Origin of the sequence: Ollibium composti, assembly GCF_004801285.1 — a bacterium.
GTDB lineage: Bacteria > Pseudomonadota > Alphaproteobacteria > Rhizobiales > Rhizobiaceae > Mesorhizobium > Mesorhizobium composti.
On the sequence record NZ_SSNY01000001.1, the window covers coordinates 401650 to 414466 of the forward strand.

The following is a 12817-nucleotide window of genomic DNA, read 5'->3' on the forward strand; positions in this document are numbered from 1 at the left end:
CCGCTATAACCCCGCGACGGCGGCGGATTCGTATATATCTTGCAGCCAGGTAAAGGATGAGGCGTGACAGACGAGGTATCGAACCAGTCCCAGCCGTTGACCGGCGGCAATGCCTGGCGCAGCGATCCGCTGCTGATCCAGCTTGCCGAGCGTTTTTCCGAGCCGGTGCGCAAGGATCTCGACGGGCTCGGCCGCTTCGTGCTGACACAGGAGGCGCAGGACTTGGCGCGGCTCGCCAACACCGATACGCCGGTGCTGCGCACGCACGACCGGCAGGGCCGCCGCATCGACCTGGTCGAATACCACCCGGCCTATCACGCGCTGTTGCGGCGCTCGGTGGCGATCGGCCTGCATTCCTCCGTGTGGGAGAACGGCGAGGCCGAGATCGGCCGCCGTCACCAGGTGCGCGCGGCGCGCTTCTACCTGACGGCACAGCTGGAGACGGGGCATCTGTGCCCCATCACCATGACCAGCGCCTCGCTGGCAGCGCTGATGGCCAACCCCAAGATTTTCCGCGAATGGGCGCCGCGCGTGACGACGCGCAAATACGACCAGAGCCAGAAGCCACCGGTCGAGAAGGCCGGGCTGACGCTCGGCATGGGCATGACCGAAAAGCAGGGCGGCACCGACGTCCGCATCAATACAACGAAGGCCGAGCGTGCCGGCTCCAGTGGCTTCTACCGCATCAGCGGCCACAAATGGTTCATGTCGGCGCCGATGTCGGACGCCTTCCTGGTGTTGGCACAGGCGGCGGAAGGCCTTTCGTGCTTCCTGGTGCCGCGCATCCTCGGCGACGGTTCGGGCAACGGCTTCCGCTTCCAGCGCCTGAAGGACAAGCTCGGCAACCGCTCCAACGCCTCGTCGGAGGTCGAGTTCGACGGTGCCATCGGCGAGATGGTCGGTGAACCGGGCGCCGGCCTGAAGACGATCATGGACATGGTGACCTTGACGCGGCTCGACTGCGCGGTGGCTTCCGCCGCCATCATGCGGGCGGGGCTCGCCGAGGCGGTCAACCACACGCGCCAGCGCAAGGTCTTCGGTTCCAATCTTGTCGACCAGCCGCTGATGCAGCGCGTGCTGGCCGACATGGCGCTGGACGTCGCCGCCGCCACTGCGCTTTCGTTCCGGTTGGCGCGTTCCTTCGACGACGCCGCCGGCGACCGCGGCGAGGCGGCCTTCGCCCGGGCCATGACGCCGGTGGTCAAATACTGGGTGTGCAAGATCGCGCCGGCGCTGCTCTATGAGGCCATGGAGTGCCTGGGCGGCAACGGCTACGTCGAGGAGGCGCCGCTGGCGCGCTACTATCGCGAGGCGCCGGTCAACGCCATCTGGGAAGGGTCGGGCAACGTCATGGCGCTTGACGTGCTGCGCGTCCTGTCGCGTGCGCCCGCGCTGTTCGAGGACGTGCTGGCCGGTATCGATCGCGATCTCGGCGCCAGCGGACGCGGCACCATCGGTGTGTTGAAGGCGGCCATGCAGGTGGCGGCGACCGACGAGGGGTCGGCGCGGCTTTTGACGGAACAGCTCGCGCTGGCCGCGGCCGCGGCGGAGCTGCGCCGGCTGGGGGCAGGGCGGATCGCCGACGCCTTCGTCGAAACGCGGCTGGCCGGCCAGTGGCGCACCACATACGGCATGATCGACGCGCGCCACGATGCGCGCATGATCCTCGACACGCTCTATCCGGCAAGCTGACCGCGTTGCGCACCGAGTCCGGGAGGGCAGGCGTTCCGCCTGTGGATGGCCGTTAACCTTAACAAATGGTTTCCGTTGCCGTCGGCGGCTCCGAGGATCAGTTTACGGTCACCGAGCGGGACCGTCATGCGCCACCTTCTAAGTTCCTTTCTGGCCTTGCACTGGGCAGCGTTGTTTGCCCTGCTGGCCTTTGTCTGCACGACCGGCGCCGGCGCGCTGGAAAATGCGCTGGCATCGTTCGGTGCGACGCATGCCGATCCGCAGAGCCTCAATCTGGACGGCATGCTGATGGCGGCGCCGCTGGCGGCGGCTTTCCTCGTGGTCGCGGCGGTGTTCTGCTGGGCCCTGATCGAAACCTTCCTGGGCAAGGATGCAGGAAGCACCGAAACCATCTTCAAGATCGGCTTCGTTGCCGCCGGTGGCGTATCGCTGCTGGTGCTGGTCTGCGGCACCGCGCGGGGCATAGAGGGCCTTTTCCTGCCTTCGGCGGCGCATCTGGCGGCACTTGCGGCGTCCTATCTAGCTGTCGTGGGAGAACGCCTGACCGCTCCCCAGCCGAAGGCCGTACCGGTTCCAGCAAGCCGAACGACCATTCACGCGATGGCAAGGGGGGCGGCCCACGCGTCCCTTCTGTCCCGCATCTCCGGTCGACCCGATTCTGGAGCACACTCCTGATGCGCGCGCTGTTTTTGCTCTGGGCCTTGCCGCTCGGCCTGTTCTGGGGCTGGTATTTCCTGTCGCTCAACGATCTCAGTTTCGGCTACATCATGTTCAGCCGGCAGTTGCACGATCTCGTTTTCCAGATCTATGGCGAGATTCTGGGCGTCGATCCGGCGCTCATTCCGGGCATGGTCGCCAGGGCCTGCGTGTTCGATTCGCTGATCGTGCTGGCGATCCTGGCCTTCCGCCGCCGGCGCGTCATAGCCGGCTGGATCAGGGCCGCGCATGCCCGCTGGGCGGGCCGTTCAGCGCACGAAGCCGGTCCAGAACTCCCTGCAGAATAAAGGCGGCGGCGGCCGAATCGATCTTGCCGGCGCGCTTGCTGCGGGAAAAATCCATCTCGATCAGCGTTCGCTCGGCCGCGACCGTCGACAACCGCTCGTCCCAGAAGGCGAAGGGCAGGGGGCTGAGCGGCGCCATGTTGCGCACAAAGGCGCGCGATTTCTGCGCGCGCGGCCCTTCCGAGCCGTCCATGTTGACGGGCAGGCCGATCACCACGGCGCCGACGTCGTCTTTCTCCAGCTGAGCCAGGAGCGCCGTCACGTCTAGCGTGAATTTCTTCCGGAGGATCACTGGGCGCGGATGGGCGAAGGAAAGGCGCGCGTCGGAAACGGCAATGCCGATCGTCTTGTCGCCGAGGTCCAGCCCGGCAAGCGTCTTGCCGGGAGCGAGGCTCCCCGCGATGTCCTCGACGGCGATGACGGTCATGGGCGGGGCTTTCCTTTGACTTGGCCTGCCGGCGTTCTATCCTTCAAGGCGACAGAAATCGAGGAGACGTCCATGAAGCTTACCTGGTACGGCCATTCCGCCTTCCGCATCGAGGCGGGCGGAGCCAATATCCTCATCGATCCGTATCTTATCGGCAACCCGTCCTGGCAGGGCGGCTGGGAAGGACCGGCCGAAGGCGTCACGCACGTCCTTTTGACCCATGGCCATGACGACCATATCAGCGGCGCAGTCGAGGTGCTGAAGAAGTCCGGCGCCGTGCTGGTGGCTAATTTCGAGATCTGCATGTTCCTCGTCGGCAAGGGCGTCAGCGACAAGAAGATCAACCCCGGCAACATCGGCGGCACGGTCGATTGCGGCGGCTTCACCACGACGTTCGTGCAGGCGCTGCATTCGTCCTCGACGCAATCCGGCGGTGGCGGCAACACCTATCTCGGCAATCCGGGCGGGCTTGTGCTGCATTTCAGCGACGGCGAGACGCTCTACCACATGGGCGACACCGACATCTTCTCCGACATGGCTCTCATCCATGAACTGCACGAGCCGACGGTCGGCATCGTGCCTGTCGGCGACCGCTTCACCATGGGCGGCGCGGTGGCCGCACTTGCCTGCCGGCGCTTCTTCAAGTTCGAAACGGTGGTGCCCTGCCATTTCGGCACCTTCCCGATCATCGACCAGAACGCCGACAAGTTCGTCGCCGGAATGGAAGGCTCGGGCGTCAAGGTGGCGCTGCCCAAAATCGGCGAGACGATCACGGTCTGACGAACCGCCGGTAAGGGCCGGGCGAGAACCGGCCGAAGCGCGCGCCCGGTTGCGCGGCGGGCGCGCCGCCGCTATAGCCCGGGCAGGTTTTCTTTCCATATCCGGACCACAGCCATGTCAGTCGATGTCCAGACGGTGAAACGCGTCGCACGCCTTGCCCGCATTGCGGTGAGCGAGGACGATGCCCAGCGCATGACCGGGGAACTGAACGCCATCCTCGGCTTCGTCGAGCAGCTGAACGAAGTGAATGTGTTGGGCGTCGAGCCGATGACCTCGGTGACGCCGATGGCGATGAAGAAGCGCCAGGACGTCGTCACCGACGGCAACAAGGCGGCCGACATCGTCGCCAACGCGCCGGCGACCGAAGAGGGCTTCTTCCTCGTGCCCAAGGTGGTTGAATAGCGACCATGGCGGCCGAAATCGCCATCGAAACCCCGTTGCAGGACGACGTGCGGACCATGGTCGCGGCGCTCAATGCCACCATGATGCCGCTCACGCCGCGCGAATTCCAGTTCCAGCTGACGGTCGAGCAGATGGCGGAGCCGACTGTGACCCTGTTCGTCGCCCGCGAGGCCGATGGGCATCCCGTCGGCATGGGAGCGTTGAAGAACCACGGTGCCGGGGTGGGCGAGGTCAAGCGCATGTTCACGCTGCCGGAGGTGCGCGGCAAGCGTATCGGCGCGCGCATCCTCCAGCACATCGAGACGCTGGCGCGTGAAAAGGCCATGTCGCGGCTGGTGCTGGAGACGGGCGAAGCGGAAGGCTTCGAGCCGGCCTGGCGCGTCTATGAGCGCGGCGGCTTCACCCGCTGCGGCGCCGTGCTCGATTATCCCGATTCCGGTTTTTCCCGGTTTTACGAAAAGAAGCTTTCCTGATGACCGACCTGACGAGACTGACGATTGCCGAAGCGCGGACCAAGCTGCGCGACAAGGAGTTTACGGCCACCGAGCTGACCGACGCATATCTGGCGGCCATCGATGCGGCCAATCCCTCGCTCAACGCTTATGTCGCCGTGACCCACGACAAGGCACGCGCCATGGCCAAGACCTCCGACGCGAAACTCACGAAAGGCGAAGCGGGCGCGCTGGAAGGCATTCCGCTCGGCATCAAGGACCTGTTCGCCACCGAAGGCGTGCACACACAGGCGGCCAGCCATATCCTCGACGGCTTCAAGCCGCGTTATGAATCGACCGTGACGGCCAATCTGTGGGCGGACGGCGCCGTCATGCTGGGCAAGCTCAACATGGACGAGTTCGCCATGGGCTCGTCCAACGAGACGTCCTATTACGGCCCGGTCGTCAATCCGTGGCGGGCGAACGGCTCCAACAAACAGCTCGTGCCGGGCGGCTCCTCCGGCGGCTCGGCGGCCGCCGTTTCCGGCTTCCTGTGCGCCGGCGCGACGGCAACCGATACGGGCGGCTCGATCCGACAGCCGGCAGCGTTCACCGGCACCGTCGGCATCAAGCCGACCTACGGGCGCTGCTCGCGCTGGGGTACGGTCGCCTTCGCCTCGTCGCTCGACCAGGCAGGCCCCATCGCCCGCGACGTCCGCGACGCCGCGATCCTGTTGAAGTCGATGGCTTCGGTCGACGCCAAGGACACCACCTCGGTCGACCGCCCGATTCCCGACTACGAGGCGGCGATCGGTCGCCCGATCAAGGGCATGAAGGTCGGCATCCCGAAGGAATACCGCATGGACGGCATGCCTGAGGAGATCGAGGCACTGTGGCAGAAGGGTATCGCCTGGCTGAAGGAGGCCGGTGCCGAGATCGTCGATATCTCGCTGCCGCATACGAAATATGCCCTGCCGGCCTACTATATCGTGGCGCCAGCGGAAGCCTCCTCGAACCTCGCCCGCTACGACGGCGTGCGCTATGGCCTGCGCGTGCCGGGCAAGGATATCGTGGAGATGTACGAGAACACCCGCGCCGCCGGTTTCGGCCGCGAGGTCAAGCGGCGCATCATGATCGGCACCTACGTGCTGTCGGCCGGCTACTACGACGCCTACTACCTGCAGGCGCAGAAGGTGCGCACGCTGATCAAGAAGGACTTCGAGGATGCCTTCCACGCTGGTGTCGACGTCATCCTGACTCCGGCGACGCCCTCGGCCGCCTTCGGCATCGCCGATCAGGACATGAACGCCGACCCGGTGAAGATGTACCTGAACGACATCTTCACGGTGACGGTGAACATGGCCGGCCTGCCTGGCATCGCGGTGCCGGCGGGGCTGGATGCCAGCGGCCTGCCGCTCGGCTTGCAGCTGATCGGCCGTCCGTTCGATGAGGAGACGCTGTTCCAGACCGCTCATGTCATCGAACAGGCGGCGGGTCGGTTCCAACCGCAGAAGTGGTGGTAATGCGTCCTTCGAGGCTCGCTTCGCTCGCACCTCAGGATGAGGGAGGTTGTACACAAACGCCATTCGCAGAGGTCCGCACCATACGGCCCTCATCCTGAGGTGCGAGCGAAGCGAGCCTCGAAGGACGCACGGATTCGATGTTCTTCCTCCTGTCGAAAGTCTTCTGGTTCTTCGCGCAGCCGCTCAATCTGGCGATCTTCCTGCTCTTGGCCGGAGGTATCGCGGCGGTGTTCGGATGGCGCCGGTTGGGCATTGCCGGGCCGGTCGTCGCATTCCTGATCCTCGCTTTTTCTACCTGGACATCGCTGGGCGCGCTGCTCATCGGGCCGCTGGAGGATCGTTATCCCCGGCCTGCGGTTCCACCCGAACGTGTCGCCGGCATCGTCGTGCTGGGCGGCGGCTTCGAAGGTGCGATCAATCTTGCCCGCGGCGGCTACGAGCTGAACTCCAGCGGCGACCGCTTCGTCGAAACGGCGATCCTGGCGCGGCGCTATCCGGATGCCAAGGTCGTGGTGACCGGTGGCGTCGGTACGCTGGTGCTGGAAGGCGAGGGCGACGGGGTGAGCGCACCGCGCCTTTTGACGGCGCTGGGCGTCGCGCCCGAACGCCTTGTCCTGGAAAGCCAGTCACGCAACACCTACGAGAATGCCGTCTTCACCAAGGCGCTGGTGACGCCGAAGCCCGGCGAGACATGGCTGCTCGTCACATCCGCCTTCCATATGCCGCGCTCCAAGGCGCTGTTCGACAAGGCGGGCTTTCCGACGGTGCCATGGCCGGTCGACTACCGCACCTCCGGCAAGGAGGGCGTTTCGCTGTTTGCCGACAACCCGATCGATTCCGTTCAGACCACCACCATCGCTGTCCGCGAATGGATCGGCCTCGTTGCTTATTGGCTGACCGGCAAGATCGATGCACCGTTTCCCGGGCCTGATCGATAGCGCGGCGACGGGCATGTCGCGCGCTGAGCAGGCAAGGTCGGTCGGCGCTGCTCGCGGGGCATGAAAAACGTCAGAAAGATCGCCATATCTCCTGTATGAAGACAGGATTTCGGCAGGGAGATTTGCCAGCGTGTTCCTCTCGGTTTTCGACCTGTTCAAGATCGGCATAGGCCCGTCGAGTTCGCACACGATGGGGCCGATGACGGCGGCGCGGCGCTTTCTCGATGAAGTGGCCGGCAACGACTGGCCGCGCCCGGCCGGCGCTGTGGTGGATCGGCTCGGCGCCAGTCTGCACGGTTCGCTGGCCTATACGGGCATCGGGCACGGTTCCGACCGCGCCGTCGTGCTCGGCCTAGCCGGCGAGACGCCGCAGACGGTCGATCCCGACCGGACGGAAGCCATCGTGGCGCGGATCACCGCCGAGAAGCGGATCTCGCCGCCGGGGCACCCGTCCTACCGCTTCGATCCGAGGACCGATCTCGTTCTGGACAAGAAGACGCCGCTGACCGGTCACGCCAACGGCATGACTTTCTACGCCTACGACGCGGGCGGACGGCTGCTGCTCAAGCGCATCTATTATTCCATCGGTGGCGGCTTCGTCGTTTCGGAAGAAGAACTACAGCGCATGAAGGCGCGCGGCTCGGTGACGACGGAAGGCAAGAAGGTTCCCTATCCTTTCAGGACCGCCGCCGACATGCTGGCCATGGCAGCAAAAAGCGGCCTGTCTATCGCCGACATGAAGCGCGTCAACGAGGAGACGCAGCAGACACGTGAGGAACTGGACGCGGGGCTGGACGCCATCTGGACCGCAATGACGGGCTGCATCGACCGCGGCCTGTCGCAGGAAGGCATCATGCCGGGCGGTCTGAAGGTGCGTCGCCGCGCCCGCCAGCTTCACGACCGCTTGCAGGAGCAATGGCAGCAGAACCGGCCCAATCCGCTGCTCGCCAACGACTGGCTGTCGATCTACGCCATGGCCGTCAACGAGGAGAATGCCGCCGGCGGTCGCGTCGTCACGGCGCCGACCAACGGCGCGGCCGGCGTCGTGCCGGCGGTGCTGCGCTACTGGCTGCACTTCCACCCGGAGGCCGATCAGGCGTCGATCCGCGACTTCCTGCTGACGGCCGCCGCTATCGGCGGCATCATCAAGACCAACGCTTCCATTTCCGGTGCCGAGGTCGGCTGCCAGGGCGAGGTCGGCTCGGCCTCGGCCATGGCGGCGGCCGGTCTGTGCGCGGTCATGGGCGGCATGCCCGAGCAGGTGGAGAACGCCGCCGAAATCGCGCTGGAGCATCATCTCGGCATGACCTGCGATCCGGTCGGCGGCCTTGTCCAGGTGCCCTGCATCGAGCGTAACGCGCTCGGCGCCGTGAAAGCCGTCACCGCCGCCTCGCTCGCCATCAAGGGCGACGGCAAGCATTTCGTGCCGCTCGACGCGGCGGTGGAAACCATGCGCCAGACCGGCATGGACATGAGCGAGAAGTACAAGGAAACCAGTCTGGGGGGTCTGGCGGTCAATGTCGTGGAGTGTTGATGTTCGTTGCGTTTGGTGCCAAATATCGGTACCATAGCATATGAAGCGAAAGCATGAAGCCACGCTAGAGCAGATTTTCCACCGGCCGGTCAGCGGTACGGTCCGATGGTCGGATATCGAAGCGCTCTTCGTCGCGCTCGGTGCGGAAATCAGTGAGCGGGAAGGCTCGCGTGTAGGTGTCTTTTTGTTCGGCGAGGTTCGTGTTTTCCATCGTCCTCATCCCAGTCCCAATACGGACAAAGGTGCTGTTGCCAGCATCCGGAAATGGCTGGAAAATCACGGAATACAACCATGAAAAACATCATCGAAATCGACGGGCACAAGGCTATCGTTTCGTTCGACCCCGAAATCGGCATGTTGCGTGGGGAATTCGTCGGGTTGACCGGCGGCGCGGATTTCTATGCTCGTGATGTGGATCGTCTTTATCAGGAGGGTAAGACCTCGCTGAACGTTTTCCTCGAAATGTGCAAGGAAAAGGGTCTTGCTCCATTTCGAGAGTTCTCAGGACGGTTCAACATTCGGCTACCTCCAAAGATGCATGAAGCGGCGGTCGTTGCCGCCGCGTCGGAGAATAAAAGTTTGAACGAGTGGGTGACAGAGGCGATAGAGGCGGCAGCCGAAGCATCTTGATGCTCTGCGCCTGTGCAAAACTTTCGGCATCGTTGAATGCGGGCAGGCCAGCCGCTAAATTCCGGGTATGGCACTCAATCTCCTGAAATTGTGCGTCGGCAGCGACAGCGTCGAGGACCTCGAGGAATGGATCGCCCTCAAGCTCGACGAGCGGCGCAGGGCGGGCGAGCCGGTCGAGCACTGGCACACCACGCGCATGGTGCCGACGCGCGGTGCCGAGATCGTCGACGGCGGTTCGCTCTACTGGGTAATCAAGGGTTCGGTGCAGTGCCGCCAGCGCATCACCGAAATCAGGCCGTTCACCGATGCGCAGGGCATCGGTCGCTGCCGTCTCATGCTCGACCCAGAAGTGGTACGCACCGAATGGCAACCGCGTCGCGCTTTCCAGGGTTGGCGTTACCTGAAGCCGGCCGACGCGCCGCGCGATCTCGGCCAGGGCAAGGCGGGGCTGGTCGCCATGCCTCCGAAGCTCAGGCATGAACTGGCAGAACTCGGCCTGCTCTGAGCGCCTTTACCGGCCTCGGAGGTGCCCTTTCCCGGTCAAGATTGTGGACTAGATATCGGAGCGACCGCGCTGAGAGCCGGTCGACAGCGATAGCAGGACCCTGCGTCGGTCGTCCGCATTGCCGACGCCGGTGAAGTGGTTCTATCCTTGTCGGTCGTTGGAGGACAACGGGAGAGAAATGACCCTGTTGATGGCAATCGTCGCCCTGCTTGGCGTGCTCCTGGGTGGGCTCGCGCTGTTTTTGCGGGCCGATCCGCAACGACTGGCGGACAGTTTCAGGGCTGTGGGACCTGCGATCCTTGCCTTGGCCGGCGCGGCGACCGCATTCAGCGGGCGTGTCGCGCTCGCTGCACCCGCTCTTCTGGCCGCGCTTGCCTGGTGGACCCTGTCGCGACACCGCCGCCGCGCGACGCCGCTTTCCAGCCGCCGTTCCATGGTGCGTACGGCGGCACTCGAAATGGAACTCGATCACGATACCGGAGCGCTGGAAGGGCTGGTTCTGGCCGGCAGCGCGGAAGGCAAGACGCTGGGATCGATGGGGCTGGAGGAGTTGCGCGTGGTCTATCGCGAACTGGCCCCGGACCCCGACAGCGTACGCCTTCTAGAGACGTATCTTGACGGCCGGTTTCCCGTCTGGCGCCACGACGCGCATGCGGACGACGGCGAAGGGCTGGGCGTTGCGCCACGTACGCGCACCATGACTAAGGAGGAGGCCTACAAGGTCCTTGGTCTTCAGGCGGGAGCCGCCGCGGCGGATATCCGCAAGGCGCACCGCCGCCTGATGCAGCGCCTGAACCCCGACGTCGAACGTTCGTCTTTCCTGGCGGCGCGCATCGACGAAGCCAAGGACGTTCTTCTCTCCGATCACGGCTAATTCTCCTTCGACGCAGATACAGTTCCTGGAGACGGCATCGACCGCCGGCTATTGCTGCACGGCATAGCAGTCGATGTTTTTCTTCTTCAGCGCGCCACAGGCGTTGCGGGCGGCGTTCTTGGAGCCGAAGCCGCCGAAGCGCGCACGGTAATAGGTCACGCCGCCCTTCTCGAAAGCGACGGTGAAGCCGGAGGCATCCGCCAGCGCGCGTGGCGCCTGCTTCGTCGCCTTGTCGAGGAAAGCCTTCGCACCGTCCTGCGTGGGAGCGGACGCGACCTGCACGACCCAGCTGCCGGCGGCGACGGAGGACGTCGCCAGTGGATCGACCTGGGTTGCCTCGGCGTAAGCGGTCATCGTGGCGGTCTTGGCTTCCGGCGCGGTGACCGTGGTTTCGGCCACGGCATTCACGGCCTCGGTCGCGGCGACCGGCTTGGGATCGGGCGTCGGCGCATGGCGCTTGGGCAGGAGGGCAGCCACCATCGGCTTGGCCGGAGCCTCGATTGTCTCTTCCCCGGTCGCCTCGGCCACCGCCATCGGTTCGGCCGAGTCGTTCCTTGCGATCAGTTCGCCACCGCCGCGCTTGCTGGCCTTCGGCAGGTAGGTGTGGATCAGGCTTGCCATCTGATCGTCGCGTGAACGGCCGCTCTTGCCGCCCATGACGACGGCGACCAGGCGACGCCCGTCGATTGCGACGGAACTGACCAGGTTGTAGCCGGAGGCGCGGGTGTAGCCGGTCTTGATGCCGTCCACGCCCTTGATGCGGCCGAGCAGGCGATTATGCCCGTTGATGACGCGCTTGCCGTATCGGAACGAGCGCTGCGAGAAATAGCCGTAATACTGCGGGAAATGCTCGCGCAGCGCGATGCCGAGGACCGCCATGTCGCGCGCGGTGGTGAACTGGCCCGGATCGGGCAGGCCGTTGGCGTTGCGGAACACCGTGCCGTTCATGCCGAGCTTGCGGGCCTTCGCCGTCATCATGCGGGCAAAATTCTGCTCCGAGCCGCCGAGCATCTCGCCCAGCGCCGTCGAGGAATCGTTGGCCGACTTGGTCACCATGGACAGGATCGCCGTCTCGACGGTGACCGCGCCGCCCTTGCGGACACCGAGCTTGGTCGGGGGTTCGGCCGCAGCATTCGCCGAAAAGACGACCGGCGTGTCCTTGCTGATGCGCCCCTTCGCCAAGGCCTCGAAGGTGAGGTAGAGCGTCATCATCTTGGTCAGCGAAGCCGGATAGCGGCGGGCGTTGGCATCTTTCGAGTAGAGTGTCTTGCCGGTCCTGGCGTCGACCACGATCGCCGCGGATTTCGCAGCCATGGAGGCACTCGCGTCGGCAACGACGACCGTAACCGCAAGCGCCAGGACGACGAACGCCTTGAAGGAAAGCTTTGACCTCGAAACGATACCCGACAACGCCTGACTCACTGTTACTTCCTTTGGATTTTCGTTGCCCTGGAGGCGGCAAAGGTCCTGCCTCCCTTTCGCCGCAGGCTAGCGCGGGCGACGTTACCAATCCGTTTATGGTAACCGACGCGTTCACCATTTTTGCCGGGTTCGAGCCAATCTTTATGTGAATCTTAGCGATTGACGGCGCAGCCACGGGTTTTCGGATCGCATCTTGACTTTTTGTGCAATGCAACATATTTTTTCTGGCATTGCACAAGACAGGTCTCCTGGACCTCGAAAGGAACGGACATGACCCAGAATTACGAAGACTTCAGCAAATTCGGCAAGGAATTCGCCGACACCGGCCTGACCAGCCTGGCTTCCTTCTCCAAGGGTGCGCAGGCGCTCGCCGTCGAGGCGTCCGACTACACCAAGAAGAGCTTCGAGAACGGTTCGACCTTTGTCGAGAAGCTGCTCTCGGCCAAGTCGTTCGAGAACGCCATCGAGATCCAGACCGACTACGTCAAGCAGTCCTACGAGTCCTTCGTCGCCGAGGCGACCAGGTTCGGCGAGCTTTACGCCGACCTCGCCCGCGATGCCTACAAGCCCTTCGAGTCGCTCGTCGCCAAGGCGAAGTAAGCAGTATCCTGTGTGATCGCGGGCCTTTTCGGCCCGCCCGAAGACCCGGCCGGCGGCA

At 64.6% G+C, this 12817-nt stretch carries 17 protein-coding genes; 14 read left to right on the plus strand and 3 right to left on the minus strand.

What is annotated here, in order from left to right; translation table 11 throughout:
- Window positions 1–63 precede the first annotated feature (63 nt).
- The 3 genes from E6C48_RS01910 to E6C48_RS01920 are packed head-to-tail and all read left to right on the plus strand — an operon-like array spanning window position 64 to window position 2696.
- On the plus strand, window positions 64–1692 hold the full coding sequence (locus E6C48_RS01910) for an acyl-CoA dehydrogenase family protein (RefSeq protein ID WP_136353408.1): 1629 nt from the start codon (window positions 64–66) through the stop codon (window positions 1690–1692).
- Between the two features lie 45 nt (window positions 1693–1737).
- On the plus strand, window positions 1738–2367 hold the full coding sequence (locus tag E6C48_RS01915) for a hypothetical protein (RefSeq protein WP_136353410.1): 630 nt from the start codon (window positions 1738–1740) through the stop codon (window positions 2365–2367).
- Complete coding sequence (locus tag E6C48_RS01920) at window positions 2367–2696, plus strand: DUF6105 family protein (protein WP_136353412.1); 330 nt, start codon at window positions 2367–2369, stop codon at window positions 2694–2696. The genes E6C48_RS01915 and E6C48_RS01920 overlap by 1 nt, the downstream gene beginning before the upstream one ends.
- On the opposite strand, the gene ruvX is transcribed toward E6C48_RS01920, so the two are convergent.
- The gene (gene ruvX / locus E6C48_RS01925) at window positions 2626–3120 is read right to left on the minus strand and encodes a Holliday junction resolvase RuvX (RefSeq protein WP_136353414.1); all 495 of its coding nucleotides are present in this window, start codon (window positions 3118–3120) and stop codon (window positions 2626–2628) included. The two genes, E6C48_RS01920 and ruvX, sit on opposite strands and share 71 nt — an antisense overlap.
- A 72-nt stretch (window positions 3121–3192) precedes the next feature.
- On the opposite strand from ruvX, the gene E6C48_RS01930 reads away from it, so the two are divergent.
- From E6C48_RS01930 to E6C48_RS01955, 6 genes are all read left to right on the plus strand, one after another.
- Complete coding sequence (locus E6C48_RS01930; RefSeq protein WP_136353416.1) at window positions 3193–3900, plus strand: metal-dependent hydrolase; 708 nt, start codon at window positions 3193–3195, stop codon at window positions 3898–3900.
- Window positions 3901–4014: 114 nt separating this feature from the next.
- Window positions 4015–4302: an Asp-tRNA(Asn)/Glu-tRNA(Gln) amidotransferase subunit GatC gene (gene gatC, locus E6C48_RS01935; protein WP_136353418.1), complete on the plus strand. Its 288-nt coding sequence runs from the start codon at window positions 4015–4017 to the stop codon at window positions 4300–4302.
- A gap of 5 nt (window positions 4303–4307) precedes the next feature.
- Complete coding sequence (locus tag E6C48_RS01940; RefSeq protein WP_136353420.1) at window positions 4308–4775, plus strand: GNAT family N-acetyltransferase; 468 nt, start codon at window positions 4308–4310, stop codon at window positions 4773–4775.
- Window positions 4775–6256 carry an Asp-tRNA(Asn)/Glu-tRNA(Gln) amidotransferase subunit GatA gene (gene gatA, locus E6C48_RS01945; RefSeq protein WP_136353422.1) on the plus strand — a complete coding sequence of 494 codons (1482 nt, stop codon included), beginning with the start codon at window positions 4775–4777 and terminating at the stop codon, window positions 6254–6256. The genes E6C48_RS01940 and gatA overlap by 1 nt, the downstream gene beginning before the upstream one ends.
- 137 nt (window positions 6257–6393) lie before the next feature.
- A complete protein-coding gene (locus E6C48_RS01950; protein ID WP_136353424.1) occupies window positions 6394–7194 on the plus strand; it encodes a YdcF family protein in 801 nt (266 codons plus the stop codon).
- Between the two features lie 130 nt (window positions 7195–7324).
- The gene (locus E6C48_RS01955) at window positions 7325–8728 is read left to right on the plus strand and encodes an L-serine ammonia-lyase (protein ID WP_136353426.1); all 1404 of its coding nucleotides are present in this window, start codon (window positions 7325–7327) and stop codon (window positions 8726–8728) included.
- Window positions 8729–8792: 64 nt separating this feature from the next.
- On the opposite strand, the gene E6C48_RS23095 is transcribed toward E6C48_RS01955, so the two are convergent.
- Window positions 8793–8939, minus strand: a complete 147-nt coding sequence (locus E6C48_RS23095) for a hypothetical protein (RefSeq protein WP_330998554.1) — start codon at window positions 8937–8939, stop codon at window positions 8793–8795.
- Here E6C48_RS23095 and E6C48_RS23100 point away from each other — a divergent pair.
- The 4 genes from E6C48_RS23100 (at window position 8877) to E6C48_RS01975 (ending at window position 10737) form a co-directional block, all read left to right on the plus strand.
- On the plus strand, window positions 8877–9023 hold the full coding sequence (locus E6C48_RS23100; protein WP_330998552.1) for a hypothetical protein: 147 nt from the start codon (window positions 8877–8879) through the stop codon (window positions 9021–9023). The two genes, E6C48_RS23095 and E6C48_RS23100, sit on opposite strands and share 63 nt — an antisense overlap.
- The gene (locus tag E6C48_RS22775; protein WP_136353430.1) at window positions 9020–9358 is read left to right on the plus strand and encodes a type II toxin-antitoxin system HicB family antitoxin; all 339 of its coding nucleotides are present in this window, start codon (window positions 9020–9022) and stop codon (window positions 9356–9358) included. Before E6C48_RS23100 ends, E6C48_RS22775 begins: the two co-directional genes overlap by 4 nt.
- 67 nt (window positions 9359–9425) lie before the next feature.
- On the plus strand, window positions 9426–9863 hold the full coding sequence (locus E6C48_RS01970; protein ID WP_136353432.1) for a DUF1489 family protein: 438 nt from the start codon (window positions 9426–9428) through the stop codon (window positions 9861–9863).
- 178 nt (window positions 9864–10041) lie between these two features.
- The gene (locus E6C48_RS01975) at window positions 10042–10737 is read left to right on the plus strand and encodes a J domain-containing protein (RefSeq protein WP_136353434.1); all 696 of its coding nucleotides are present in this window, start codon (window positions 10042–10044) and stop codon (window positions 10735–10737) included.
- A gap of 48 nt (window positions 10738–10785) precedes the next feature.
- On the opposite strand, the gene E6C48_RS01980 is transcribed toward E6C48_RS01975, so the two are convergent.
- Window positions 10786–12159 carry a D-alanyl-D-alanine carboxypeptidase family protein gene (locus E6C48_RS01980; RefSeq protein ID WP_136353436.1) on the minus strand — a complete coding sequence of 458 codons (1374 nt, stop codon included), beginning with the start codon at window positions 12157–12159 and terminating at the stop codon, window positions 10786–10788.
- A gap of 270 nt (window positions 12160–12429) precedes the next feature.
- Here E6C48_RS01980 and E6C48_RS01985 point away from each other — a divergent pair, with 270 nt between their 5' ends.
- On the plus strand, window positions 12430–12759 hold the full coding sequence (locus E6C48_RS01985; RefSeq protein WP_136353438.1) for a phasin family protein: 330 nt from the start codon (window positions 12430–12432) through the stop codon (window positions 12757–12759).
- Window positions 12760–12817 lie beyond the last annotated feature (58 nt).

Excerpts from the sequence above, each read along its gene's own strand:
- E6C48_RS01970 (WP_136353432.1), top strand. The coding sequence starts at position 9,426 with ATGGCACTCAATCTCCTGAAATTGTGCGTCGGCAGCGACAGCGTCGAG.
- E6C48_RS01975 (WP_136353434.1), top strand. The coding sequence starts at position 10,042 with ATGACCCTGTTGATGGCAATCGTCGCCCTGCTTGGCGTGCTCCTGGGT.
- E6C48_RS01930 (WP_136353416.1), top strand. The coding sequence starts at position 3,193 with ATGAAGCTTACCTGGTACGGCCATTCCGCCTTCCGCATCGAGGCGGGC.
- E6C48_RS01985 (WP_136353438.1), top strand. The coding sequence starts at position 12,430 with ATGACCCAGAATTACGAAGACTTCAGCAAATTCGGCAAGGAATTCGCC.
- gatA (WP_136353422.1), top strand. The coding sequence starts at position 4,775 with ATGACCGACCTGACGAGACTGACGATTGCCGAAGCGCGGACCAAGCTG.
- E6C48_RS22775 (WP_136353430.1), top strand. The coding sequence starts at position 9,020 with ATGAAAAACATCATCGAAATCGACGGGCACAAGGCTATCGTTTCGTTC.
- gatC (WP_136353418.1), top strand. The coding sequence starts at position 4,015 with ATGTCAGTCGATGTCCAGACGGTGAAACGCGTCGCACGCCTTGCCCGC.
- E6C48_RS23095 (WP_330998554.1), bottom strand. The coding sequence starts at position 8,939 with ATGGAAAACACGAACCTCGCCGAACAAAAAGACACCTACACGCGAGCC.
- E6C48_RS01920 (WP_136353412.1), top strand. The coding sequence starts at position 2,367 with ATGCGCGCGCTGTTTTTGCTCTGGGCCTTGCCGCTCGGCCTGTTCTGG.
- E6C48_RS01940 (WP_136353420.1), top strand. The coding sequence starts at position 4,308 with ATGGCGGCCGAAATCGCCATCGAAACCCCGTTGCAGGACGACGTGCGG.
- E6C48_RS01950 (WP_136353424.1), top strand. The coding sequence starts at position 6,394 with ATGTTCTTCCTCCTGTCGAAAGTCTTCTGGTTCTTCGCGCAGCCGCTC.
- ruvX (WP_136353414.1), bottom strand. The coding sequence starts at position 3,120 with ATGACCGTCATCGCCGTCGAGGACATCGCGGGGAGCCTCGCTCCCGGC.
- E6C48_RS01915 (WP_136353410.1), top strand. The coding sequence starts at position 1,738 with ATGGCCGTTAACCTTAACAAATGGTTTCCGTTGCCGTCGGCGGCTCCG.